At 45.1% G+C, this 23,720-nt stretch carries 21 protein-coding genes; 7 read left to right on the top strand and 14 right to left on the bottom strand.

Annotated elements, in window-relative coordinates; all coding sequences use genetic code 11:
- Positions 1-239: 239 nt before the first annotated feature.
- The 3 genes from MKY85_RS29680 to MKY85_RS29690 are packed head-to-tail and all read left to right on the top strand — an operon-like array spanning position 240 to position 3,909.
- The gene (locus MKY85_RS29680) at positions 240-1,697 is read left to right on the top strand and encodes a spore germination protein (RefSeq protein WP_339238845.1); all 1,458 of its coding nucleotides are present in this window, start codon (positions 240-242) and stop codon (positions 1,695-1,697) included.
- Positions 1,694-2,809 (top strand): GerAB/ArcD/ProY family transporter, encoded by a 1,116-nt coding sequence (locus MKY85_RS29685; RefSeq protein ID WP_339238846.1) that lies wholly within the window; start codon positions 1,694-1,696, stop codon positions 2,807-2,809. Before MKY85_RS29680 ends, MKY85_RS29685 begins: the two co-directional genes overlap by 4 nt.
- 2 nt (positions 2,810-2,811) lie before the next feature.
- Positions 2,812-3,909, top strand: a complete 1,098-nt coding sequence (locus MKY85_RS29690) for a Ger(x)C family spore germination C-terminal domain-containing protein (protein WP_339238848.1) — start codon at positions 2,812-2,814, stop codon at positions 3,907-3,909.
- 301 nt (positions 3,910-4,210) lie between these two features.
- Here the strand turns inward: MKY85_RS29690 and MKY85_RS29695 are convergent, their stop codons facing one another.
- The 3 genes from MKY85_RS29695 to MKY85_RS29705 form a co-directional block, all read right to left on the bottom strand.
- The gene (locus tag MKY85_RS29695; protein ID WP_339258088.1) at positions 4,211-4,603 is read right to left on the bottom strand and encodes a putative quinol monooxygenase; all 393 of its coding nucleotides are present in this window, start codon (positions 4,601-4,603) and stop codon (positions 4,211-4,213) included.
- On the bottom strand, positions 4,603-5,454 hold the full coding sequence (locus MKY85_RS29700) for an SDR family oxidoreductase (RefSeq protein ID WP_253442214.1): 852 nt from the start codon (positions 5,452-5,454) through the stop codon (positions 4,603-4,605). The genes MKY85_RS29695 and MKY85_RS29700 overlap by 1 nt, the downstream gene beginning before the upstream one ends.
- Before the next feature lie 368 nt (positions 5,455-5,822).
- Positions 5,823-6,398, bottom strand: a complete 576-nt coding sequence (locus MKY85_RS29705; protein ID WP_339258092.1) for a TetR/AcrR family transcriptional regulator — start codon at positions 6,396-6,398, stop codon at positions 5,823-5,825.
- Positions 6,399-6,624: 226 nt separating this feature from the next.
- On the opposite strand from MKY85_RS29705, the gene MKY85_RS29710 reads away from it, so the two are divergent.
- Positions 6,625-7,590 carry a YndJ family transporter gene (locus tag MKY85_RS29710; protein WP_342571491.1) on the top strand — a complete coding sequence of 322 codons (966 nt, stop codon included), beginning with the start codon at positions 6,625-6,627 and terminating at the stop codon, positions 7,588-7,590.
- A gap of 91 nt (positions 7,591-7,681) precedes the next feature.
- Positions 7,682-8,134, top strand: a complete 453-nt coding sequence (locus MKY85_RS29715) for a HEAT repeat domain-containing protein (protein ID WP_339258096.1) — start codon at positions 7,682-7,684, stop codon at positions 8,132-8,134.
- A gap of 287 nt (positions 8,135-8,421) precedes the next feature.
- Here MKY85_RS29715 and MKY85_RS29720 read toward each other — a convergent pair whose 3' ends face one another.
- The 6 genes from MKY85_RS29720 to MKY85_RS29745 all read right to left on the bottom strand — a co-directional run bounded on the left by MKY85_RS29720 (position 8,422) and on the right by MKY85_RS29745 (position 15,568).
- Entirely contained in the window at positions 8,422-9,801 is a 1,380-nt protein-coding gene (locus MKY85_RS29720) for an ADP-ribosylglycohydrolase family protein (RefSeq protein WP_342571492.1), read from the bottom strand.
- A 1-nt stretch (position 9,802) separates the two neighbouring features.
- On the bottom strand, positions 9,803-10,762 hold the full coding sequence (locus MKY85_RS29725) for a nucleoside hydrolase (protein ID WP_342571493.1): 960 nt from the start codon (positions 10,760-10,762) through the stop codon (positions 9,803-9,805).
- Positions 10,763-10,772: 10 nt separating this feature from the next.
- Positions 10,773-11,708: an ABC transporter permease gene (locus tag MKY85_RS29730; RefSeq protein WP_342571494.1), complete on the bottom strand. Its 936-nt coding sequence runs from the start codon at positions 11,706-11,708 to the stop codon at positions 10,773-10,775.
- The gene (locus MKY85_RS29735) at positions 11,701-12,750 is read right to left on the bottom strand and encodes an ABC transporter permease (protein WP_342571495.1); all 1,050 of its coding nucleotides are present in this window, start codon (positions 12,748-12,750) and stop codon (positions 11,701-11,703) included. The genes MKY85_RS29730 and MKY85_RS29735 overlap by 8 nt, the downstream gene beginning before the upstream one ends.
- On the bottom strand, positions 12,747-14,303 hold the full coding sequence (locus MKY85_RS29740; protein ID WP_342571496.1) for an ABC transporter ATP-binding protein: 1,557 nt from the start codon (positions 14,301-14,303) through the stop codon (positions 12,747-12,749). The genes MKY85_RS29735 and MKY85_RS29740 overlap by 4 nt, the downstream gene beginning before the upstream one ends.
- Before the next feature lie 137 nt (positions 14,304-14,440).
- Positions 14,441-15,568 (bottom strand): BMP family ABC transporter substrate-binding protein, encoded by a 1,128-nt coding sequence (locus MKY85_RS29745; protein WP_342571497.1) that lies wholly within the window; start codon positions 15,566-15,568, stop codon positions 14,441-14,443.
- Positions 15,569-15,834: 266 nt separating this feature from the next.
- Between MKY85_RS29745 and MKY85_RS29750 the strand changes: the two genes are divergently transcribed.
- The gene (locus MKY85_RS29750) at positions 15,835-16,596 is read left to right on the top strand and encodes an AraC family transcriptional regulator (protein WP_342571498.1); all 762 of its coding nucleotides are present in this window, start codon (positions 15,835-15,837) and stop codon (positions 16,594-16,596) included.
- A gap of 341 nt (positions 16,597-16,937) precedes the next feature.
- On the top strand, positions 16,938-17,177 hold the full coding sequence (locus MKY85_RS29755) for a hypothetical protein (RefSeq protein WP_342571499.1): 240 nt from the start codon (positions 16,938-16,940) through the stop codon (positions 17,175-17,177).
- A 268-nt stretch (positions 17,178-17,445) separates the two neighbouring features.
- On the opposite strand, the gene MKY85_RS29760 is transcribed toward MKY85_RS29755, so the two are convergent.
- The 5 genes from MKY85_RS29760 to MKY85_RS29780 all read right to left on the bottom strand — a co-directional run bounded on the left by MKY85_RS29760 (position 17,446) and on the right by MKY85_RS29780 (position 23,599).
- Positions 17,446-18,699, bottom strand: coding sequence for a TerD family protein (locus MKY85_RS29760; protein WP_342571500.1), 1,254 nt, complete (start codon positions 18,697-18,699; stop codon positions 17,446-17,448).
- Between the two features lie 299 nt (positions 18,700-18,998).
- Positions 18,999-20,489 (bottom strand): aldehyde dehydrogenase family protein, encoded by a 1,491-nt coding sequence (locus MKY85_RS29765; protein WP_342571501.1) that lies wholly within the window; start codon positions 20,487-20,489, stop codon positions 18,999-19,001.
- Positions 20,490-20,517: 28 nt separating this feature from the next.
- A complete protein-coding gene (locus MKY85_RS29770; RefSeq protein ID WP_342571502.1) occupies positions 20,518-21,603 on the bottom strand; it encodes a 5-methyltetrahydropteroyltriglutamate--homocysteine S-methyltransferase in 1,086 nt (361 codons plus the stop codon).
- Between the two features lie 313 nt (positions 21,604-21,916).
- Positions 21,917-22,498, bottom strand: coding sequence for a TetR/AcrR family transcriptional regulator (locus MKY85_RS29775; protein ID WP_339258102.1), 582 nt, complete (start codon positions 22,496-22,498; stop codon positions 21,917-21,919).
- A 90-nt stretch (positions 22,499-22,588) separates the two neighbouring features.
- Positions 22,589-23,599, bottom strand: a complete 1,011-nt coding sequence (locus MKY85_RS29780) for a fumarylacetoacetate hydrolase family protein (RefSeq protein ID WP_339258104.1) — start codon at positions 23,597-23,599, stop codon at positions 22,589-22,591.
- Positions 23,600-23,720 lie beyond the last annotated feature (121 nt).

A 23,720-nucleotide genomic window follows, 5' to 3' on the forward strand; every position in this document is an offset into this window, starting at 1 on the left:
GCTTGCCAAGAACGGCTCTTTGGAGACCGTTCTTTTTTTCTGTCTCTAGATATCGCTGGACAACAACAATAGCATGTTCGTTTTTTTTAATTTAAGAAGATCGTAAACTGCTTTATACGCCATCAAACCTGAAACGTAATGCGGTTTGAAATGCAAATTAACGGTTGTATAATTTTTCCGATTACAGAGCAAGATAACACGACATGATTTTGATTACTTTAAGGAAGGAGAAACAGACTATGGCGGAAGAATATGATCCTCAAATGAAAAATCATTACATGTCCACATGGCTTGATGAATTAAAAGAGAAATTAAACCATATGGATGATGCCGAAGTTGTTGAGCACAGCATGGGTCCCAGTGCTTCAGTCCATCTTTTGTACATAAATACGTTAATCAATCAAGAACGTTTAAACGAGGTGATTATTCAGCCACTTCATCGATCTGACGGCAATTCGCTTTCTTCCTGCTTAACCAACTCCAAACTTTCAGAAGTTATATCGATCGAAGATGCAGAGCAAAAAATAATGCAAGGATTCATTCTTCTATATGATTCAGTCAACAATCAATGGTTAAGTGTGCAACTGGAAAACCCTCTTGGTCGTGCAGTAGAACCTTCCGAAACGGAAACGGTTATATATGGAGCGAAAGACAGCTTCAGTGAACAAATCGATAAAAACATTACCATGTTGCGCAGGCGTTTACCTATAACGACATTAAAAACGGAAAGCTTCACTATCGGTTCATTAAGTAAAACGAAGGTCGTGTTAATGTACATAGACGGATTAACTAATCCAGAATTTGTTTCCCTCGCAAGAGATAAAATTAATAGTGTGGATTTTGATCAATTTTTAGACTCCTCTCAGCTTGCAGCTTTTATTGAAGATCATAATCATACGGTCTTTCCACAGTTTCTACAAACGGATCGGCCGGATGCATGCGCCTACGCATTAGGTGAGGGAAAGTTGACAATATTAGTCTCCAATTCACCGTTTGCCCTAGTGTGTCCTATTACTTTATTTCATCTATTCCAATCACCAGAAGACTACTTTCTTCGTTGGCCGATAGCCAGTTTTTTACGTTTAATCCGGTATGGGAGTTTTATTGTTTCTTTGACGATGATTCCTTTTTATGTTGCGTTAACGACATTTCATTACCAAATGGTTCCACTTCCGATTCTTTTCGTATTATTGGAATCGAGAAGCAAATTGCCCTTTACTCCGTTTGTGGAAGGATTATTCATGATCGTAACGCTGGAAATCATCAAAGAAGCGAGCTTGCGAATGCCGACCAAAACCAGTCAAACGCTAGGGGTTATCGGTGGTATCGTCATTGGACAAGCGGCTGTCGAAGCAGGCTTTGCAAGTAAGGTGTTAATTGTATTGATGGGTATATCGGCTATTGCTTTCTTTTTAGTTCCCAATTATCAAATGACAAAATCCATGGTGCTGTTGCAAGTTGTTCTTCTTATCCTTGCTTCGTTTCTTGGGTTGCCGGGAATCGTAATCGGGCTGATTGGGATTCTTGCACATCTCCATGGATTAACGTCATTAGGTCAACCTTATTTAGCCCCGATTTCTCCTTTTCATGGGAAGGATTGGATCGATCTCTTTATCCGCGGCCCTTTAATTTGGATGAAAACACGTCCGAAATATCTAAAACCACTGCGGAAATCGCGGAAGGAGATGAAGAAGTGAGAAGTTTATTCTTATACAATCGAACTTCCCCTATTGGTGGAATTTATTTTCTTTTTTTGGTCAATCGCATGCAAATGCATTATTTTATTTTAATCATGCCCGTTTATTTGGTCCATTCGTATATGGTTTGGGGAATTGTCGTGATGGGACTGCTGTCCCAACTTAACTTGATGATGATGTCCAAATGGTTTAATTCCAGTTATGCAGCGAAGGGCTATCAAGGATTTTTGCAGCTTTTTGGCAAACGGGCAGTTCAGGTTTTCGCGATACTTGGTTTTTTGATCATATTGTTCAAAATTTCAATCATCACACTGGGATACGTTGAAATGCTCCATAGTTTTATATATCCATCAATGAATAAAAAATGGTTGATCCTAATGATTCTTTTGATCAGTTTATTTGTGGCTTCACATGGAATGGAAAAAACATTGCGTTTTGTCATCATCGCCTTTCTTTGCGGGGCTTGGATCGTAATCATGTTTATTCCTTTTTTCTTTCCGCCGATTGCAAATTACCGCGATTTGTATCCTCTTATCCCCACTGAATGGTCGGGACAATCATGGCAGGGTTTGCTGTTTATTTGGTCGGCCTTTTCCGGTCCAGTATATCTGGTCTTTATGGTTCCATGGTTAAGCTCCAATAAAAAAATATCGAAATATCTGGTGATTGGAAACATGCTGACGATCATAGAATTTTCATTATTGTTCATTGCTTCGGTATTGTTTTACGGTTCCAACTTCTTAAGCAAGATCAATTTTCCAATAGGATATATGGGAAGTTACATTCAAACGAGCGGTTTAGAACGAATCGATCACATCCTTATCTCCTTCCATATGTTTAATTATGTGTTTGACATTTCAATTCTTCTGTTGTGTTTATATGGAGCCGGAAGAGTCTTTATGAGAAAAATGAACAAAGGCGCGACTCGGATCGGATTTTTGTCGAGTTGGTTCATCATTTTGATAAGCATCATCTTAATGGATCAATGGTTATGGGAAACGATTCCGGGTCAAAAGATGTTACTGAACATTCAAATCTGGCTCGGCGCATTCATTTATTTACTTGTTCCTGCGATCCTTTTCACTGCAGTTAAACGAAAGGAGAGTATGTAGCTATGCTACCGTACAAGCACTATGGTTTATTAGCGAGTGTATGTCTTATGTGGATGGCGGGCTGTTCTTCTCCTTATGTCGAGAACAACTTAATAGAGGAGATCGCTCCGGTGGTGTTCTGGTCGATTGGCGAGGGAACAGAAGGAAAGTTGAAAATCAGCACTTTAGTTCCACCACTCATTCAAGAAAAAAAGCGTCTTCTCTCCAAGGAAGTTGATCTGTTAAAGCAGGGAGGCAGGGAATTTAATTTAATTTATTATCAGGAATTGAAGCAGGGGCAGCTACGAATGTTATTAATCAATGAGGAGCTGGCAAAAAAGGGAGGCATTGAAAAGATGATCAATACGATATTGGTTGATCCCGATATTTCAACGCGTGTCTACTTGTTGATTGTCAGAGGCGATTTTGATGAATACATAAAAAATCAATTGACGAAGCAAGAAAACCAAGATTATTTTCTTTATCGGATGTTAAAACATTACGAGAAACATAACCAAGGTGAAATGAGCATCGTCGATATTCATCAATTTATGAAGATGTTATACTCCCCTCTTAAGGATCCGATCCTGCCCGTTTTTCATTCCGATAAGAACAATTTCGATTACCTAGGAACAGCCTTATTCCAAAACGATAAAGAAGTCATGGTCATTCAAGACTTGGACGACAACATTTTTCAACTTCTGGATAATGATCATTTCCTAAAAGTCTTGGCCATTCCAAAGTTATCTATCAGTTTAGGACGTGTTCGATCCAATGTTCGCATGAAATTATCAGAGGACTATTCAACCTTGTCCTTGCATGTGGGATTGCAAGGAAGAATGGAGGAATATCAGGGAGAATTGGATATTCAAAGTGAGAAACAATTGGAACAGTTAATTCATGAAGTTAAGGTCTACCTTGAGGAACAAACGTCAGATTTAATAAAAAGAATGCAACGGTGGAAAGTGGATCCCTTAGAAGTCGGAACCCATTCGCTTAAGCCATTTTCTAAAGAAATAACGGAAGAGCAATGGTTGAAGTATTGGGAAAATATGAAAATTAATGTTGACTACGAAATCAAAGTACATCCTTTAATTAATGGATCGGTTCAAGTGAGGTAGCGGCCGATGCTACTAACCTTCTCCCCGTTACTTCGCAGTGTCTGGGAGGAAAGAAGCTTCCACTGCTACACGGAATCTTAACCGCTACAAAGACTGCATTCTTCTGGAATGCAGTCAACACCTCCTGGTGCTCTATTCGTCAAACACTGATTATAAGGATGAGGCGCTTAGAGTCTTATTTTTACGCAATAGGAGTACCATTAGGTATTGTTGCCTCCTCCACTAAAGTCTTTAACCGCTCACGAAAATATCTGTCACGCTTTCCAGACAGAACTTAATAAGTTCCGTGCGGTGTTGCATTTTACTGCGCTGGGCGGAACGGTTGCAGGAGTCGAATTCCTTGCTCAATGGATCCCTCCATCAGCTCTAAGAGCTGAGGCACCAGTTCCTGCATCCGGGGGGCGCTTAGGTGCCGATCGAGGGCATCCCGGTTTACCCAGCGCTCGTAGATGATGAATGTGCCCGGCTGACCTTCTACCTCGTGAGCCTCATAGTCAATGTTGCCCAGGTCGTTGCGTGACGGAGTGACAGCAGCAGCCATGAATGCCTTCATCTCGGCTTCTCTCCCTGCCTTGGCTCTCGCCTCCCAGAGTACAGTAACGTAACGGTTCTTTGTATCGTTCATGCTAATTCCTCCTAATGTATAAACACTTCGTATAGCTTTTTGTCCAAGTGGGTATGTGAAAATGCCCATTACTGCAGTTTCATCTGACTGCGGAGCATCCGGTCGAGAAGTTTGTCTGGGAGAATACGGACCAGTCGAGTCAGCAGTGCCGAATCGGAACCGACCGTATAGCGGGTGCGGGGCTTTCTTTCGTGGATTGCGCGTGAAATCACTGCTGCCACTTTCTCAGGGCGAATACCGTCCTTTGCCCACGTTTCAGCCTGAGCCTTCACGGCGTCAAAGAGACGATCATGACGATGGTGCTGGTCCGGTGTCATCAACTTGGCCAGCCGGTCCGCTGTCGTAATCCCTTGTTCCGACAGGCCAGTGCTAACACCACCCGGAGTGATCATAATCACCTTGAGACCAAAAGAGGACATCTCCCTGCGAAGACTGTCATTGATCGCTTCCATAGCATACTTTGCAGCCGAATAAATTCCGAAACCAGGCATGGAGATCTTGCCTCCAACCGAACCAATATTGACCACGCGACCGCCGCTGTTCAGCAAGGCCGGGGTAAGTGCCTGAATAACCGCCACCTGTCCGATCACACTGACTTCAAACTGGCGACGAAATTCATCAAGCGGAACCATTTCAAGAGGTGCATTAACGGCGATGCCGGCATTGTTGACCACTGCCCGCAAAGGGCGACCAAGCGGATCTTGCTCCACCCGTTCAGCCAGCGCCTTTAGTGAGTCGATATTGGTAACATCGACGATCACCGGCTCGATATTTTTGCGTTTGATTTTGTCGGCGTCTTCCTGACGACGAACCCCCGCCAAAACGTGAAATCCTTCAGCGGCCAGCTGCTCCGCGGTAGCCCTACCGATGCCGCTGGACGTACCTGTGACCATGACCAGTTCTTGCGTTTTGAATGACATGATAACCCTCCTAGGTTTGATAAGATATGGATCATGGTATAGCGGTGCTATACGAACATTATAGCAGCGCTATACAAAAATGTCTATAGCAGTGCTATATTTTTTTTGAAGTGTTGTCCTGCTGCCCGAACATCGTTTTGACGGGCTTGGCGTGATGCACTCGAAGCTCACGAAGTACTATGGCGGGAGGGGTTGAGATTTATCGTTGCGTTGAACTTATGGAAATGGGGGTGCGTTTAATGTCGCATTATCCAAACATAAAAAAGATCGCCATCCTCCTGGAAGTCCAGGTTGGATAAGCGATCTTTCTTTTACTTCTTCTAAATTAGGGCTTTGCCTGAAGTCCCCAGGCTCTGTCATCGAATCCCTCATTTTGAATCGGCGTCCGGCCTTTGGATCAATATGATCTGCATTACGCTTTCCCGAATGAGATCAACGACATCGGGTTGGGGTGGGGATGCCTTACGAATCTGGGCCGTCACATACAGCCAAGAGGCCGTATTGGCGGAAGCCCAGACCAGATCTGCCGCAGCCTGGGCTGAAACAGCCAGTTTGCCTTCAACGGCGACTCTCTGAACATTGTGCACTAGTGCTTGGTACGAGTGATCTGCCGCCTCAATATGGGCGCCCTCGAGCAACCTCCCCATCATCGCCGCATAAATCCGAGGACGGGTTGCCGCGAATCGCACATAGTCATCCCATCCTTGACGAAGAGCCATCTCTGGAATGGGGGACTCCACTGCGGCAATCTTGCTATCAAATAACTGTTTGAACGCTTCCACTATAGCTGCACTCAGGAGACCATCGGCATTGCCGAAATGGTGGTAGAGTGTAGGAGCCGTAACCTGAGCGATTGCAGTTACGGCTCGCGTCGTAAATTGGGCTCCGCCATCCTCCTCGAGTACCTTAAGAGCTGCTGCCAATATTTTGTCATATGTGTTCATATGTCCATTATATCAGTGCTATACTCGTATGTCCATGACGAAGGTTGTACACCTGTGACCAAAGTCTTCGGGTGTTATCAGGCTTAATAAGATAAGCTTATGTTCATACTTCGAAAAATAAATGTGATAGACTACTAGAAGGAGAATTGCCGTTTTATACTAAAGAAACGCTACATAACTGAATGCAGGCAGGTCTTACGATAAACATAGTCAGAAAGGAAATCCCATGAATAGTTCCTTGAAGCAACTCATAAAATCACCCGCATTTCCCGGTGGAATCATAACCATTCTGATATTTTCTCTGAATCACTTTCAATTCGAACTTGTTGATAAATTTCTGCTTTTTGCGGCTTTAGTCATTGTGCCTCTTGTGATTTTACTTTTGAACCATGACGCAAAGAATACATATCAACGAGTGATTTATGCTGCTATGAAATGGCTTCAATTTCCCGCTGCGCTTCTTACTCTAGCTTCGATAATGAGTAGTAAGATATGGGGGCTAGAAAGTACCACAATCCCAGGGATTCTGTCCCTTGGGTGGCTACTGTTCACCCTGCTGCTTGGCATCTATGGCTTGACCACGATTGTGATCTCTAAAGGAAAAGCGGCGGAAGTAGCGATTGGCGCGGGGCTCGTTTATTTTTTTATCGGGGGCATTTGGTTTACCTTATATCAATATCAATTGGACCTCTTCCAAGCTAATCCGGCAACGCACGCGTTAAGCTCGGTTCACTTTCATTTTTCATCTGCAATCGTTCCCATTTTTATTGGTGCACTGGGACGCATCATGACGAAGAAAAGCTGGTATCCCTGGGTCGTTGCCATTGATATCATCGGACCAGTCTTGATTGCTACGGGTATGATTTTCTCCAAGCCGATTGAATACATTGGTGTCGCTTTGTTCGCCTGCAATATTGTGGTTTACACCGCTTATCTCCTTGCTTACTTGAGGAAAAATGCTTTGGATATTAAGGCAGCCTTCTTCTTAGGCCTTTCTTGCCTAGCCTTTTACACGGTTGTTGTCATTTCCATCTTCTATCCGTTACTGAAAAATATGTACTCCTTAACCATACTCGATTTTATTCCTATCTATGGATCTCTGCATGCGTTTGGTTTTGTCTTATGTGGACTAATTGGTTGGGTGTTTATGGTAGACTCCATTAAGGAAAAGGCTAACCAATCGGCTTCATAGGAGTAGTTTAGTCAGGTTCGTGCTATAATAGTGATCACATAAATAACATTCATCATTCTGCCGAGATGGCGATGATTAAGGAGATTGAATTTTGACGAACAACCATGATATTGGAGCAGTGAACGAATTACCGGAGAACTTTGAAGAGCTCAAACGAGCGGCTAATCGGACTTCAAGCTGGAGAGACAGACTGAATGCGGTGAATGAATTGGGAAACTGGGATACAGCCCCTACCATTAAGTTGCTTCAGCATGTTTTGAAAAATGATCAAGTGTTCCAGGTGCGTGAAGCCGCATATTCCAAGCTGAAACAGTTGGATGAAGATGTACAAATGCCCGCCAAAAACAAAGGTGAGCTGTTTAAAGGTACTAACAAAATTTTGCTGCGGATCAAAAAAAGCCTTCCTGAAGGTCACACATTTGAGGAATTCAAGGAAAAACTGCAAAAGACACGTCTGGATCTCTATGATACTTACGAGGGCGACAAAGATGCTGAGTTCGACGCCTGGCTCCATGGCATTTGGGAGACACTAGGTAGAAGATAGCCGCTGTTCACCGTATAATAGCTGAGCACGTACAAAGGGGCTGTCTCAAAAGCCCTTAAAAAGCGTATTGGCAAAAAGAAATAACACTCATACGTTCAAAAAAAGGACCAGCAGAGGTTTATCCTGCTCTGTCCTTTTTTTGTTTTTCCGTCATTGCGGCTTTTTTAAGCAGATTGTGGGCAAGGCAAAGCCACCCGACCTCCATGCTTACTTTTTTCATTTATAAAAATACTGACTTCAATCACTCGATCTATGCGATCTATCCATAATCTCTCCGCACCGCACACTTACCCGCGCAGTTTTAGAAATACCTGATAGCTGCGTTCAGCACAGGAAGAGATCGACACCGGATCAAACCCAACCAGATCCGCATACAGCGTATCGTTCAAAGGAGCTGTCCAGGACGCAGGTAACTGTGCTGCACCAAGGCGCGCCCCCATGATTGACCCAACCGTAGCTCCATTACAATCGGTGTCGAGCCCACCATAGACAGACGTGACAACCGCCTTCTCAAAATCATTGCCTGCAAACACCAGCGATGCTGCGACCAGTGCAGCATTGTTGTTCGTGTGTACCGCATCATAATGACTAAACGTATCCCAGATCCGACTGACCAATTCCCGCTCATTCCGAGCCGAGAGACCAATCTCCACACCTTGAAGCACATCTGTGGTCAGACGGCTTGTCTGTGGAATTTCACTGAGTCCGATCTCCACAATACGCTCGCTGCTATTCTCCACAAACGCCGCAGCAATCATCGCCGCATTCAGCATCTCACCATAAATACCATTCTTGACATGAGAAAAGGAGGCATCTCGCCAGCCGAGTTCGGCTGCCAGTTCAGGTCGTCCGGCAACACCATATGCCAATCCGTCAGCGCGGATTGCAGCTCCGATCCACTCCCGGTATGGATTGAGATGCATACGCACTCGCTCCTGGCGCTGCGCCCAATCGGCAGGTTTATCCGATTTCAGATGCGAGGTCTCCTGGGCGAAATTCATATATGCTTGTGTCTCCGCTGTACATACCTGGCTGTATGTGAGACGTTGATGCCACAGTTTCCCGATATCCCAGGAATCCCAGTCCAGTCCCTTTTCCTCCAGTAACAGCAAGCCCAGAATGGTGTAGCGAATGTCATCATCGCTTTCCATAAAGCTAATTTTCTCCCGAACACTCAAAGGGCCCAGCTCTGTCAAACTCAGCCCGTACTCCTGCTCCGCACGGGAATGTTCTGGAGTATATCCTCGAATAGGCCAGGCATCCGCACCTTTGAACCAAAGCTCAATATTTTCCCAGCCTGGGCGTCCAGCCTTACCATACAGATAATCCGGATGCTCCAATGGCTTCCCAAGGGCACATCCAACGCTCCGCCCAAGCCAAGCTCCATAGAATTTATCTCTCCATACGTCCTCACTCCAGTCGGCTTGAAGCTCGCGAGGTCCCTCTGGGCGCAAAGCACGAATGTCCTCCAGACTCGAGGGTTCTGCAAAAGGAAACTCAGCCGATACCTGAAGTTCCATCAGTTCCTGGTAGAGTTGCAGCAGCTTGCTCTCCTGATCAGCGGCATCCTCCCATTTTTGCATAAATCCCTGAGTGTCACAGCCTTCCTCACGACGTTGAAGAAGTTCAAGTCGCACCGTCTCTCGCAGATCAGTCCAGCCTGCCATATTAAGAATCCCCTTGTGGCAATTGCTGTACACGAGCGTCCAATATAGCAAGTGCATCATAGATAAGACGAATGAAGGCATCACGATTAACATCCAGCAGTACGTTCACATTAGGCTCGCGATCTGTCTTGGTGCGTAAGTCACCCACGGTCATCCCGCGTGTATACGTTCCCTGAGTTTCAATCGTCACATCCAGCATTTTGCTTTCGAATAGATCAGGCTGCAGCAGCCAAGCAATGGCACAAGGATCATGCAGCGCATTGCCGTGGTAACCCATCTTTTTGCCGTAAATGGAGTAGAAGTCGAGCAACTCTCCAACCATCACCGAAACGGGGCCACGTGTTTTCAGCGCCTCAATTTCCTCGTCAAAGATAGCCGCTTTATCCGTCACATCCAGTCCACTCATTGTAATAGGAATTCCCGATTCAAATACAATATGGGCTGCTTCCGGATCAACGTAGATGTTAAACTCTGCTGTACGTGTCACATTCCCATAGGCAATGCCTCCACCCATCATCGAGATGCCAGCAATCCGTGATTTCAGTTCAGGATACGCACGAATCAGGGTAGCAATATTGGTTAACGGACCAATAGGCACGAGAGTTATCGGCTCATCCGAGGACAGCAACAGATCTCGTATAAATTCTACAGCGCCTACCTCGATTGCCCGAAAGCGACTTGGCGGAAGTACTGGGCCATCCATTCCCGATTCGCCGTGAGCCTCCTCTCCGGTTACCAATGCACCCAGCAACGGTCCTTTGGCACCTTTTGCTACGGGGATGTCTGATCCGACAAAACTGAGAATTTTGAGCGCATTATTCGTAATCTTCTCCAGGGTCTGGTTTCCACCCACTGTTGTAATACCCTTGATTTCCAGCTGCTCAGGGTGAGCCAGCGCCAGCAAAATAGCAATTGCGTCGTCGTGTCCAGGGTCGCAGTCAATAATAATAGGTATCGTCATCGTTCTCTCCTCAGTTCGTTTTTTGTGCGAGCTTGCGTCTCTTCTTGCGTGTCTCAGCAATCGCATAAACAATTAGTCCGATCACGGTAGCCACATAAGGCAAAGTACCGATTAACTCGGCCGGTATCTTGAGCACTTGCAGTGCATTGGCCAGCGCCTCCGCTCCACCAAAGAGCAGTGAAGTCAAGGCCGTACCTACCGTTGTACTGCGTCCCATGGACTCCGCTGCGATAGCAATCCAGCCCCGGCCAGCAATCATATCTCTGGTGAACAAAGACAAATATCCCATCGACATGTAGGCCCCGCCCAAGCTGGCGAAGAATCCACTCAGCAGTAAAGCCATATATTGAATTTTCACGACACTGATGCCGACCGATTGTGCCGCATGCGGATTCTCACCGACCGAGCGAATTTGCAGACCAAGTGGTGTCCGTTTTAATAAATAATAGACAGCAATAACGGCTAGAATGGAAGCATACGTCAGAATGTGGTGCCCTGACAGTATAGGGCCAAGCACCGGAATCTGTTGCAACAGTGGGATGTCTATACTAGGCAGCACCTTGCTTGGTAAAGACGTAGATGAACCTTTGTCGCCACTAAGCAAGTATAGTAAGAACACCGTCCCTCCTGATGCAAACATATTGATCGCAACGCCGCCGAGAATAATATGTGTCTTGAATTTAAGGGTGAAAAAAGCAAGCATTCCGGCAATTGCCGTTCCCGACAGCACTGCACCAAGTAATCCGATCCAGGCACTGGCCGTGTAGGAACTGACCACAACTCCAGCCAGCGCAGATACCAGCATAATGCCTTCCATACCGATGTTGATAATCCCCGCTCGATTAGAGATCAGGGCACCTAAAGCTGCGAACAGGATCGGCGTTGTAACCCGTAGTACAGAGAAGGCAAAGTCCGTTGTGAGAATGACGTTCAGCAGGCTATTCATGCAGCTTGGCCTCCTTCAGCAGCATCCGATTCTTCCAGAATTTCAAGAACTGCTCCGCAGAAATCAGCAAAATAATGACCGCTTGAATAATAGAGATCATCTCGGAAGGCACATCCGACAAACGAGCCATCAGATCCGCACCGATACGAATATAGGCCAGAAAGAGCGCAGCGCCGATGACGGACAGTGGATTGTTCTTTGCCAGCATGGCCACAAGTGCACCATCCAGTCCATATCCCGGCAATGCCGTCCATTGGAAGCGATTATACATCCCAAGCACCTCGACTGATCCACCCATACCAGCGATAAAACCGGCAATTAAATGCACCAGAATGATGACTTTTGCTGTCTTCATACCGGAGTATCCGGCAAATTCGCGGTTGGCTCCTGTCATGCGCAGCTCATATCCCCATTTCGTGCGATACATGAAATAGTGAGCAAGAACAATCAACGCCAGCACAATAATAAGCCCGGTATGCAGCCGTGTGCCTGGCAATATTTTGTCCAACTGTGCGGTCTCCGCAAATTTATAAGATACATTCGAGAATGCTTTGGCATCCCGCAAATGATAGTTCAACAGATACAAGCCAATTCCAAAGAAGATGCTATTAAACATCAGGGAAGTCACAAGTTCATTGGCATTCCATTTGGCCTTGAGATAACCAGGAATAGCCGAGAGCAGTGCGCCTACAATTGAACCTGCTCCAATCGCCACAATCGGGTGCATTATTCCGTTCATGCTTAGATGAATAGCCAGAATAGCTGCAACAATGCCTGAGATATAAAAGATACCTTCCGCGCCCAGATTGAACATGTTTGTTTTAAACAGAAGTGACACCGACAGCCCTGTGAACATGAGCGGGATTGCCATTTCCAGAACATTGCCCATGCGGCTTAAGGTGGATAGCGGCTCAAACAGGAAGATACGAATAGTCTCTACAGGCTGGCTGCTCACCAGAGAGATAATAATAAATGCAATGGCTAACGCTATGAGAATCACTGCTGCCGTGCGGTATACTTCAAAATATTTTAATCGGATCATGGGGAAGCCTCCTCCTCATACTGCTCTTGCTGCTCACGAATCCCAAGCATGTAGAGACCCAGCTCCTCTTCGCTGACGCTTGACGGCGAATCTAGCCGTGCGGCAATCTTGCCGTCATATAACACAAGCAGTGTATCGCTCATTTCCAGAATTTCATTCAAATCAGCCGACACGAGCACAATGGCACAACCTGCATCCCGCAGCTCCAGCAATTTCTGATGAATAAACTGTGCCGCTCCAATGTCCACACCGCGCGTAGGCTGCTCTGCAATGAGCAGATCCGGGTCGGTTGAGCATTCACGGGCAACGACCACCTTCTGCATATTGCCCCCGGACAACATACCAATGGGTTGAGACGGGCCGGAGCAACGAACCTTGAATTCCTCGACCAGAGAACTTGCCAGCTTCTGAATGGATGACATGCGGAGAAGCGGACCTTGATTCAGGGATTTCGAACGATACCGGGTAGAGATCAGGTTGTCTGCAATACTTGCCTCACCGGCCGATCCCTGGCGCATCCGATCTTCCGGAATGTAGGAGACACCTAGCCCACGAATCTCGCCGATACGGAGTGAACGAATGTCCCTTCCCTTCATTTCAACTTTGCCGCCTGCATAACGGTTAGCCAAACTTCCCGTCAGTGCTTCAACGAGCTGACTTTGTCCATTACCTTCCACACCGGCAATACCGACGATCTCTCCTGCGCGAACATGAAAGCTGATATCCGACAGCAGCGCCTTGCCTTCCGGATCAACTGCCCCTAAATTTTGCACAGACAGTACAGGCTCGCCATAACTCTTCTGCGTTTTGTCATACTTGAGCACAACATCTCGTCCAACCATCAGCCGTGATATCTCCTGCTCCGTGACATCGGCAATGTTAAACACGCCTTCGGTACGCCCACCACGTAAAATGGTAATTCTATCGCAAATCGCTTTCACTTCTTTCAGCTTGTGCGAGATGAATACAATCGTATGTCCCTTCTCCTTCAGCAGCTTCAACTCCCGGAACAATTCCTCTGTTTCCTGCGGTGTTAACACCGCTGTAGGTTCATCCAGAATGAGTATTTCTGCACCGCGCAGCAGCGCCTTCAAAATCTCTACCTTTTGCTTCATGCCTACGCTCAAATCCTCAACTTTGGCCCGAGGATTCACGGACAAGTTATACTTGCGAGCCGTTTCCTCCGTCATGCGGACAGCTTCCGCATAATGAATGCCAACACCACGTCTGGGTTCCATGCCAAGCACCATATTCTCTGCAACGGTGAAGGAAGGAACGAGCATGAAATGCTGATGCACCATACCGATTCCGAGCGCAATGGCATCCTGTGGATTGCCCAGCTTGATCTGTTTTCCTTTTAACAGAATCTCGCCTTCACTCGGCTCCTCCATGCCAAACATCATCTTCATCAATGTAGACTTGCCCGCTCCGTTCTCCCCGGCGATGGCATGAATCTCTCCCTCCTGCAAGGAGAACTGAACATTCTTGTTAGCGACTACCCCATTGGGGTAAACTTTAGATATATTTCGCATTTCCAACAGTGCGCCGGACATGTAGGTTGCTCCTCTCTACGGGCAGTTTGCACAAAAAATGTACAGCCGAAAATGCATCCATTTGCATGACTACATCTCCAGCTGTACAACAATAAACACGGTTATTTCTCTATGATGATGCTTTAGAAAAGGAAAGCTTATGGCTTCACGCTATTACGGATCGCTTCGATCTCTGATGTCTCCATGCCCATTGCATTGGATACGGTAATTTCTTTGTTTTCGAGTTTCTTCTTGATCTCTTCTACCTTCGCTTGCAGATCAGCAGGGAATACACTTGTATAAACATCATTCTCGGCAATGCCAACACCGTTCTCTACAAAGCCCATCACCTGACGTTTTCCTGTCTCCAGCTTGCCGTCTTTCGCCTGGGTCACTGCTTCCAATATCGCTGTATCAATTTTTTTGATCGCAGAGGTAATGATAAGGTTAGCCTTGGCGGGGTCTGTCTCTTGCAGTAATGCGGCCTGATCAGAGTCGACGCCGATGGCATACCTGGATTTTTCCTTGGCTGCATCAAAGATGCCCAGCCCTGTACCGCCCGCGACGTTGAAAATCACATCAACCCCCGAGTTATATTGAATAAGGGAGAGCTCTTTTCCTTTGGCCGGATTGACGAAATCGCCAGCATAAGATACAGCGACCTTAATATTCGGGTCTACGTACTTAGCTCCCTCAATGTAACCGACGAGGAAAGCATTGATACCGGGAATGTCCATACCGCCCAGGAAACCGATCAGGTTGTCCTTGTTGGCATTCGGCATGTCCGACTTGGTTGTGAGCGCCGCAACCGCTCCCGCCAGGAAGGATACTTCATTTGTAGAATAGGACATATTATAAACATTTGCCGGGGCATCCTCGATGTCTGTATCGTAGTTGATGAACGTTTTATCCGAATGCTGCTCCGCAGCCGCATTAAACATTTCTGTAATTTCAGAACCACCTGAAATCACGATGTCCCAATCCTCAGCAGAAATATCGTTAAACGTTGGCTCCCACTTCGTTTTGTCTGTACCCATCTCAATGACCTTGGTACGAGCGCCCAGTTCGGACTTAACTAACTCCAGACCATGGTTAGCAGCGTCGAAGAAAGATTTGTCTCCCAGTGTGCCTGGAATCAGCAATACCACTTTCAGTTGATCGGCCTGCTCGCCACCGTTGTCCGTTCCTGCTGAACCCGTTTCACCAGTTGTACCCTTCGTACCTCCACAAGCGGACAGAAGCAACAACAACGCTACCATACAAATTACCAACGCATTCTTCTTCATGTTCTTTACTCACACCCCTGTTTGTTGTTAAAATCATGGATAATCTGTAGTGCTTACAGCCCAGATTTATAAATCAGGTAATTCACAACCCAATTCTGAAATGTAATGCGTTTTCTTTACTGCTATAACCGAACGTATAAACAATTACTTTCGTTTAACATTCGTTTATGAGTATGATCATAACAAAATCAAGCCATTATATTTATATGATTTCGGTCGCTTTTTTGTACGATTCGGCTAATTGTCGAAATTAGGGGGAAACAATAATGGATCAAGTTCTATATGTTGTCAGAGCCGAACATGCCCGGTTCACACACATCATCCCTCATCACCATGAATGTTATGAGTTGATTTATTATTTTAAAGGAAATGGGACATCCATGATTGGAGAGCATAGCTACCATTTTCAGGCTGGAACCTATGCACTCATTGCGCCACATCAACAGCATGATGAGGATCACCGGGGGGACGCCGAGGTGCTTTTCGTTGGATTCCAAACGGATTTGTCTGAAATTGCCGAGCTGCAAGGCATGCATCAGGATGACCGGGAGCGTAGCATCCATAACTACATGCTACAGTTGAACACGGAATATACACGGCGGGGTGAAGGAGCTCAGGGCTACTTGAACGACCGTCTGCACCACATGTTACTGCACTTGCTTCATCGTGGAGGTAACAGTATGTATCCTCTGTTCTCCGGAGATCGACTCCAGCATGTGCTTGCTTATATGAATGAACATTTCACACAACGTCTCTCCATCGAGATGTTAGCTGATATGTCCGGCTACAGCTATGATCGCTTCCGGCATTTGTTCAAAGAGAAATACGGAGCCTCCCCTTCTCGATATATGCTGATCAAACGCCTGGATTACGCCAAGCATCTGCTTGCCAGCACACAGATGTCCATCTCGGATGTCTCCGCCGAGGCTGGATTCGTAAATGATGCTCAGTTCTGCAACATGTTCAAAAGAGAGAGCGGCATAACGCCGCGCTCCTATCGCAAAAATTTGCAGATCAAGAACATCTAACGCCCTCGATTTTTGCTCTGTGAGAGAGTGAGGGTGCCAGATGCTTTTTTGGGGTTAGATGTTGGATAAGCACCTCTCCAAATCCTTAATTTCTGTGCACTGTGCAAGCCTGTTCGGTTTAAGATCAACCTTCTTGAAAAACCGGCACGTTATAGTACTCCCCAAATTCCCTCTCGTCAAGAAATAATGTGCGAATGAGCGATATAACGAGCGAGCCCCCCTTATGCTTTCTATACAGTAATGAATCTCAGGATATGCAGGGCAATATCACTTTTTTCAATTCATCCGATATCACGTAAAATATTGTTCAGATTGATGAGGAATGAAGAAAGGAGCTCTACATGAACAGCGTGGATAAAATCCAATTTTTGCTCTTTTATGGTGAAGTGCCTGAGGCAACTTGTTACGGGTATATGGAGATGAATCAGGATGGCAATATGATTGCTCTCTACAACAGTTATGGCGAGGAGATCGACCTGTTTGGCGGGCATGAAATGGTTAAGGTGCGGACGCTTGGCAAATTCGATGATGAAGACCGCGATAATTTTTACTCCCTGTTAGAAAGTGATGGCGTGGGATAAACTTTACAATATTCGCCTAACATCTCGTGGCCAACCAGTAAACTCTTCCATGTTTAATTGATCGGCGATACATCCATTCGGCGCATTATATTTACGTTTTCGAACTTTACATAGCCCTGTAAAAATTCTCGCTACTTGTAGTATGTTTTACCATGTTGATTGTAACGAAAAGTCAGAAGGCCATCCTCTAAAGGATGGCCTTCTATACATGTTCACATCCGACATTTCATGCACGGATTTGTGGGGCAGTTAACTTGAACGAACCATTCTACTTATAGTTATTCATCGGCCCTTTATCCATGATCACTTCTACCATTTTGGAAGATCCCATCTTGAGCTTAGGCCTGAATTCTGAATTCGGTTTACTGTATAGCTCCAATGGACTGATTATTACGCCGTCTGGCGTGTTATAGAGTATTCCTGGAACACAGGTATAAATCTTATCATTATTATTGGCATTCTTGGACGAGATCGTAACAGAGGTCCCCTCATGATTATCTATACTCATCGACACCTTATATCTGTAAAATGATCCGGTCCCATTGGATTGAGCTGAGTAAACGACAGGAACAACCGCGAGAATATCATCTTTTAATCTTAATTTGATAACCTCTGTCTTCATGGCTTGGTTGCTTCTCCCCACATCGCCCATATGTTCTACGGCCCCGTTACCCAAGCTTTGAAGAGGCGGTACACCCTTCGCACCAAACATCGCCACATCAATCTGCTTTCCATCCTTATTGTAGACCAAAGCGTAGATATCATAATCTGTCCCGGTCTCCCATGATACCGTAGCCGTAATCTCTGGTGTCTTATCAATGAGTACTGACTTTTGCCCTTTCTCGAGGTTAATCTTACCCGTTACTTTTTGAAGGTTTAAAGATGACTTGGATGGTTGATTATTTTTTTGATCTGCGGTAGCGGTTGCTACAGTCGCATCAGGTCCTTTTGATGCTTCATTTGGAGTAATTTGAGGTGGGGAAGACTTCTGTGGCTCATCTGCTTCAACCTCAACACCATAGTTTTTACATAAGCCTTCAAGTCCGGAATTAAATCCACGCCAGATCGATTTCGCCTTTGTTTGCCCATTCCTTAGGTATAATTCGAGAACTACGATTCCATTTTCGCTCGTGAAATTGGATGGTGATAACTGAATAATCGTATTGTCCGTACATATTTCGGCTGTCAGCTTTTTCACATTCGAAAATCCTGTGTTATGATCCTCTGTCAGTGTTATTGCTATTTTGCTTATCCCATCAGGGACTTTATCCATATCGAAATGTATTCTATGTACTTTGGTATTGCCCACTTGCTCAGATGGTATAAGCGTGGCTACACCTGTCGAACTTGTTGGTTGATTGTAAAAGATGATCCCGCTATCTCCTTGTACCTTGTCCGAATCGGTTAAAAGGAAGGCTGTTAATGAAACATCGATGGAATTTGACATCTCGTGGCTAATCTTGATACTCCCTTTTGCCGAACTTAAAGTTGTATTTGCTCCCATCTGAAGAAACTGACTCACTTCCAATCACTCCCTATTCATTGATGTCTCGTATTCATGTTGATCTTTTCATTTTCAAAATTCAGAATATGTACTCACTCACTTATATTACCACATGAGGTGAATACTTAGGTGATACATACAGTGTGTTCCAAAGGCATTGAAAATTTTAATAATATAGCTTAACAAAAAAAGCGCCCTGTCTACTGATTTTACAGATCAGTAACAAAGCGCAAGTGTAGAGCTTAAATTAAGTTTTCATTTCACATCATATTCATTTCTGTACGATGCATGTTTGTATGCTATAAGATTAATACCTATTATTCTGGTATATAAGGAAGATCCAGTGTCTTCGGAACGTTGATGACATGTTTTTCGGTATAGGTGCGGATACCTTCCGCGCCGTATTCACGTCCAATACCCGATTGCTTGAATCCACCGAAAGGGAACCGAACGTCGAGCCCCTGCACAGCGGCGGTATTAATCATGGTCGTTCCAGCTTCAAGTTGACGTGCGACGGAGATGGCATCATCTTCTGTGCCCCACACAGAACTCGTCAATCCATATATGCTCTCATTGTGCAGTTGAATAACCTGCTCTTCATCGTCAAATGGTAGAATCGGAACCGTAGGACCAAACTGTTCCTCCACGACAATCGGATCATGAACATCGCAATCCAAAACAAGCGTAGGTTGTAAGAAGTAACCTTGGTCAAACAGCTTCTGATCCAAAATTTGGCCGAGAGGGATGACCTTAGCTCCGCGCTTTTGCGCATCTTCAACCAAACCAAGCACGACATTCTTCTGCTTCAGGTTATTCACCGGACCTACCGTTGTATTTGAATCAAAAGGATCGCCAATGCGAATCCAACGATTCGCCGCCTCTATATATTTTTCCACAAATTCATCATATATCGAACGGTGTACATACACACGTTTGGCGATCATACAGATCTGTCCTGTTGTTAAGAAATTAGAAATGACAATCCGGCGCATGGCTCGTTCATCATGAACATCAAAACTTGCCAAGAAGATCGCCGCATCATTACCACCAAGCTCAAGTGTCATATCCTTAATCGTTTCCGAAGCTGCTCTGATAATATGCTTAGCGGTTGCGGTTCCACCTGTGAAGGCGATCTTTGTGACATGAGGATTGGTAGTCAGTTCAACGCCCACATCCGCATCACCATGAACGACATTGATTACACCAGCCGGGAACTCACTCGCAATAATCTCTGCCACCTTCGCAGCCGCCAGCGGCGCAAATGGACTGGGTTTAAGTACAATCGTGTTGCCCGCAAGTAAGGCAGGAGCAATCTTAATCGTAGATAAAGCAATGGGATAGTTCCACGGACTAATCGCTGCCACCACACCAATGGGATCATAGGAAAGAATCGTTTTACCATTCTCATGCGTTTTGATCTCTTCCTGTAGAGCCGATGTAACTTCATTACAAGCAAACTCCATCCACATTAACGAAACATATATCTCACCATGTGCATCATACAGGGGCTTGCCATGCTCTCTAGACAGCAAATGCACAATTTCATTCTCAGCTGCTCTAATCTTCTCGATCGCCTTGCGCATCATCATAATGCGTTCATCAACGGAGGTCTGCTTCCATGTTTTAAAAGCCCCTGCTGCCGCTTCAATCGCTTCAACCGCTTGTTCTCTCGTAGTGACAGGGAAATAGCCTACAATCTCGGATGGGTTTGTCGGATTCTCTTTTGCTAACTGCGAAAGGGATTTTACATTTTGACCATTAATGAACGCTTCAACTATAATTTTCTCTTGGTCTGCTTGTGTCGTCATTTTGTATCCCCTCCGTTATTTAGATGGATTAATTCCAAACTTCTTCTGCAATTTCCTTCACATAACGAAGTTTACGCCATTGTTGTTCTTCCGTTAGAATGTTGCCTTCTTCTGTAGATGAGAAACCACATTGTGGGCTCAAACATAGTTGCTCAAGGGGTACATAGGTTGCCGCCTCTGCAATCCGAGCTTTAATTTGTTCTTTATCCTCCAACTCGCCTGTTTTCGATGTGAGTAAACCTAGTACGATTTTCAAATCTTTTCGATTCACATATTGTAATGGTTCAAAACCACCCGAGCGTTCATCATCAAATTCTAAGAATAATCCATCTACGTTTAAGCCTCCAAAGATAACTTCAGAAGCGTACTCGTAACCACCCGTTGAGAAATAATTTGATTTATAGTTACCGCGACAAATATGCATCGTCACAACTAAATCTGCCGGTTTATGAGCCAAAGTCTCGTTAATCATTCGCTGCATCGTTTTCAACTCTTCCGCCGGTTCCAGACCTTTGGCACGCAGCTTATCGTGACCAGCTTCTGAGAATAGATCTGCCCAAGCGGTATCATCTAATTGCAGGTATCGACATCCCGCATCATAGAAAGCTTGAATGGCTTTTTGATACGCCGCAATCGTATCCTGAAGGAATTGCTCCCGGTCCGTATAGATATTGGCGCCATTCTCCAATCGATATAGAAGCATGTTGGGACTTGGAATGGTCTGTTTCGCGACAGCGTCACCTGCATGCTTTTTCAAAAATTCAAAATCCTTAACAAAAGGATGACTCGAAAAATCTACTTTACCAACAACACGAATCCCGCCCTTGCGAGTCTGCATGTTATGGAATTTTGGTCCGTCTATTTGCTCATATAACTCTACGCCATCCAAGCCACCCAGAAAATCAAAATGCCACCAGCTTCTGCGGAATTCACCATCCGTAACGGCAGATACACCATTCTCCTTCTGCTTTTCAATGATTCGAATAATCTCTTGATCTTCCACAGCTCTTAATTCTTCATATGTGATGTTGCCTGATTTATATTGTTCACGTGCCTGACTTAAGTTTGCAGGGCGTAGAAAGCTGCCTACATGATCATTACGAAAAGGTATCATAGTTATTTCTCCTTCTAACTTTTTATTCTAATGAGTATAGCATGGTCGAAAGGAATGATTGTTATATGAAAAAAACATGGCTGGTTATAGCTTTTAACAATAGCCAAAAGACTTTAATACGCAAAAATCCACAACCTTCTATGGTAGTGGATTTATAGGTTGGAGCGAAGTGCAGTGGTCATTCGTTTCACTTGAATCTTACTAGGAGGCTGTAACATGACGACAGAGCGCAACCAACGAGGATGGAACAAACTAATGGAAGTAGGCGGAGGCGGAAAGCAGTCTTAGGCATATTTAAATAAATCAACAAAGCTTATGACTGAGACAAAATTCCTTTAACAAACAATGAGACACTGTGCTTGTAGAACTCTTCCTCGGTGACGAGTTGGAACTGATAGTGCTGGTGAATCAGCTCGCTCATCTGAAATCCGTAACACATCGAGAGAAAAGACATAGCGGTAAGACGCTCATCCTGTCTAGCTATAACTTTTTTCTTTTGCAGGCGTTCAAAATATTCAACCAGCAAGGAGTGCAGCTTCACTGGCGGATCGGCCAGCACTCTGTCCAATTCGGGAAGCATTCCTTTGTCACGGATGCCAATCAAAATGATGTCCGCATTTTTATGGAAAAACAAACGGTACTGCTGGCTTACATTCAGTAGATCGACTTCCGGATTATCGGTCGCGTCCTCTTTTAACAGCTTCTCAAATTGCGGGATATCTGCATGTCTTTCAACGATGGCTTCCAATATGCCTTGCTTGCTTCCAAATTGCCGAAAAATCGTAGATTCATTGACTTTAGCTTCCGTTGCAATGGCTTTGGTGCTTACTCCCCGATAGCCCTTCTTTTTGATGAGCCGTGTCGCGGCTTCAATGATTCTGTCTGAAGTATTCATTGTATTTCTCCTTTTGCATATGTTAAACCTATTCTACTACAAGTTTTGCATATGCAGCAGGGTCGGGGTTCGTCTTTCAAAGTCGTTTATTTAAGGGAAATCGCTTCTTTTTTTCCAGCGGCTTGGTTCCGTAATCTTGACATATTTAGGCACTAATTGCGTGAGCGTTCCTAATTTATCGAATGTAATCTGGATTCGGTCAGAGGGCAACAACCATTGTTCGGTCTCGATTGCGCAGCAATCTGGTATCGTCCCCATACCTATAATCGTGCCCGGGAGCGGCGTGAAAACTTTGAGAACCTCCTCCATCACTTTCCCAGGGTGTGCAGAATACTCGGAAGTGCTTCCCTTCCAGTGCAGTCTCTCTCCGATGCGTACATCCACATCTAGTGCCAGCGGGTTGTCGATTTCATCCGGCGTAACCAGAAATGGCCCTATTCCTTTGCTGCGATCAAAATCTTTGCAGCGCGTCGGTCCGGTCAACGCCTGGAAATCCGGCCACTGCACATCACGGACAGTACTGTCGTTAAAAATAACATAACCTGCGATGCAATTCCCCTTCCCTGTCACAAAGGCCAGTTCCGGCTCGATATCCAGGTATGAAGAGTATGATGGCCAATGAATGGTATCGCCATCGCCAATTAAAGCATTATGGTTACACTTGTAATAACTGAAATTCACTTTATTCGGACCTTGCTGGAATTTTTCGGCGATTTTTTGTTTAAGCTCTTCTCTTTCCGGCCCTGTATATTCTCTTTGCAGCAGATTTACGCCAGCATTTCTTAGATGTCTTGGCGTCAGCCCGAAATCGATAAGCGCAGCCGGATTCGAAACCGGCGGCAGCAGTTTTACCGCTGCGATCGGACAGATTTCATTTTCATTGAATTGATTCGACTCTTCGACAGCATATTGCATCAATTCCTTAGCGGCAGCATAACTTGCAGGCAAATAATGAAGATAGCTGTCCATACTTTCAAGACTGTCAGAGAATGTTCCCTGCTTTTTCATGATTGCAGCAAATGACACGACAAAGTGCTCGTTAATTACAAGCCCAAACAATGGTACCTGGGATGTCTTGGTTTGAAAGGTTACTAGCTTCATGTTGCAGTGCCTCCATCCATGTAGTGTGATGTTGTTCTGTTACAATCATAAATCACAAAGTAAATGCATGCAAGTACTCGCTTGCATTTATGTTTTTCATTCTCTATACTACAGACATAGT

This window comes from Paenibacillus sp. FSL R5-0749, from assembly GCF_038595085.1.
In the GTDB taxonomy this organism is placed as follows: Bacteria; Bacillota; Bacilli; order Paenibacillales; family Paenibacillaceae; genus Paenibacillus.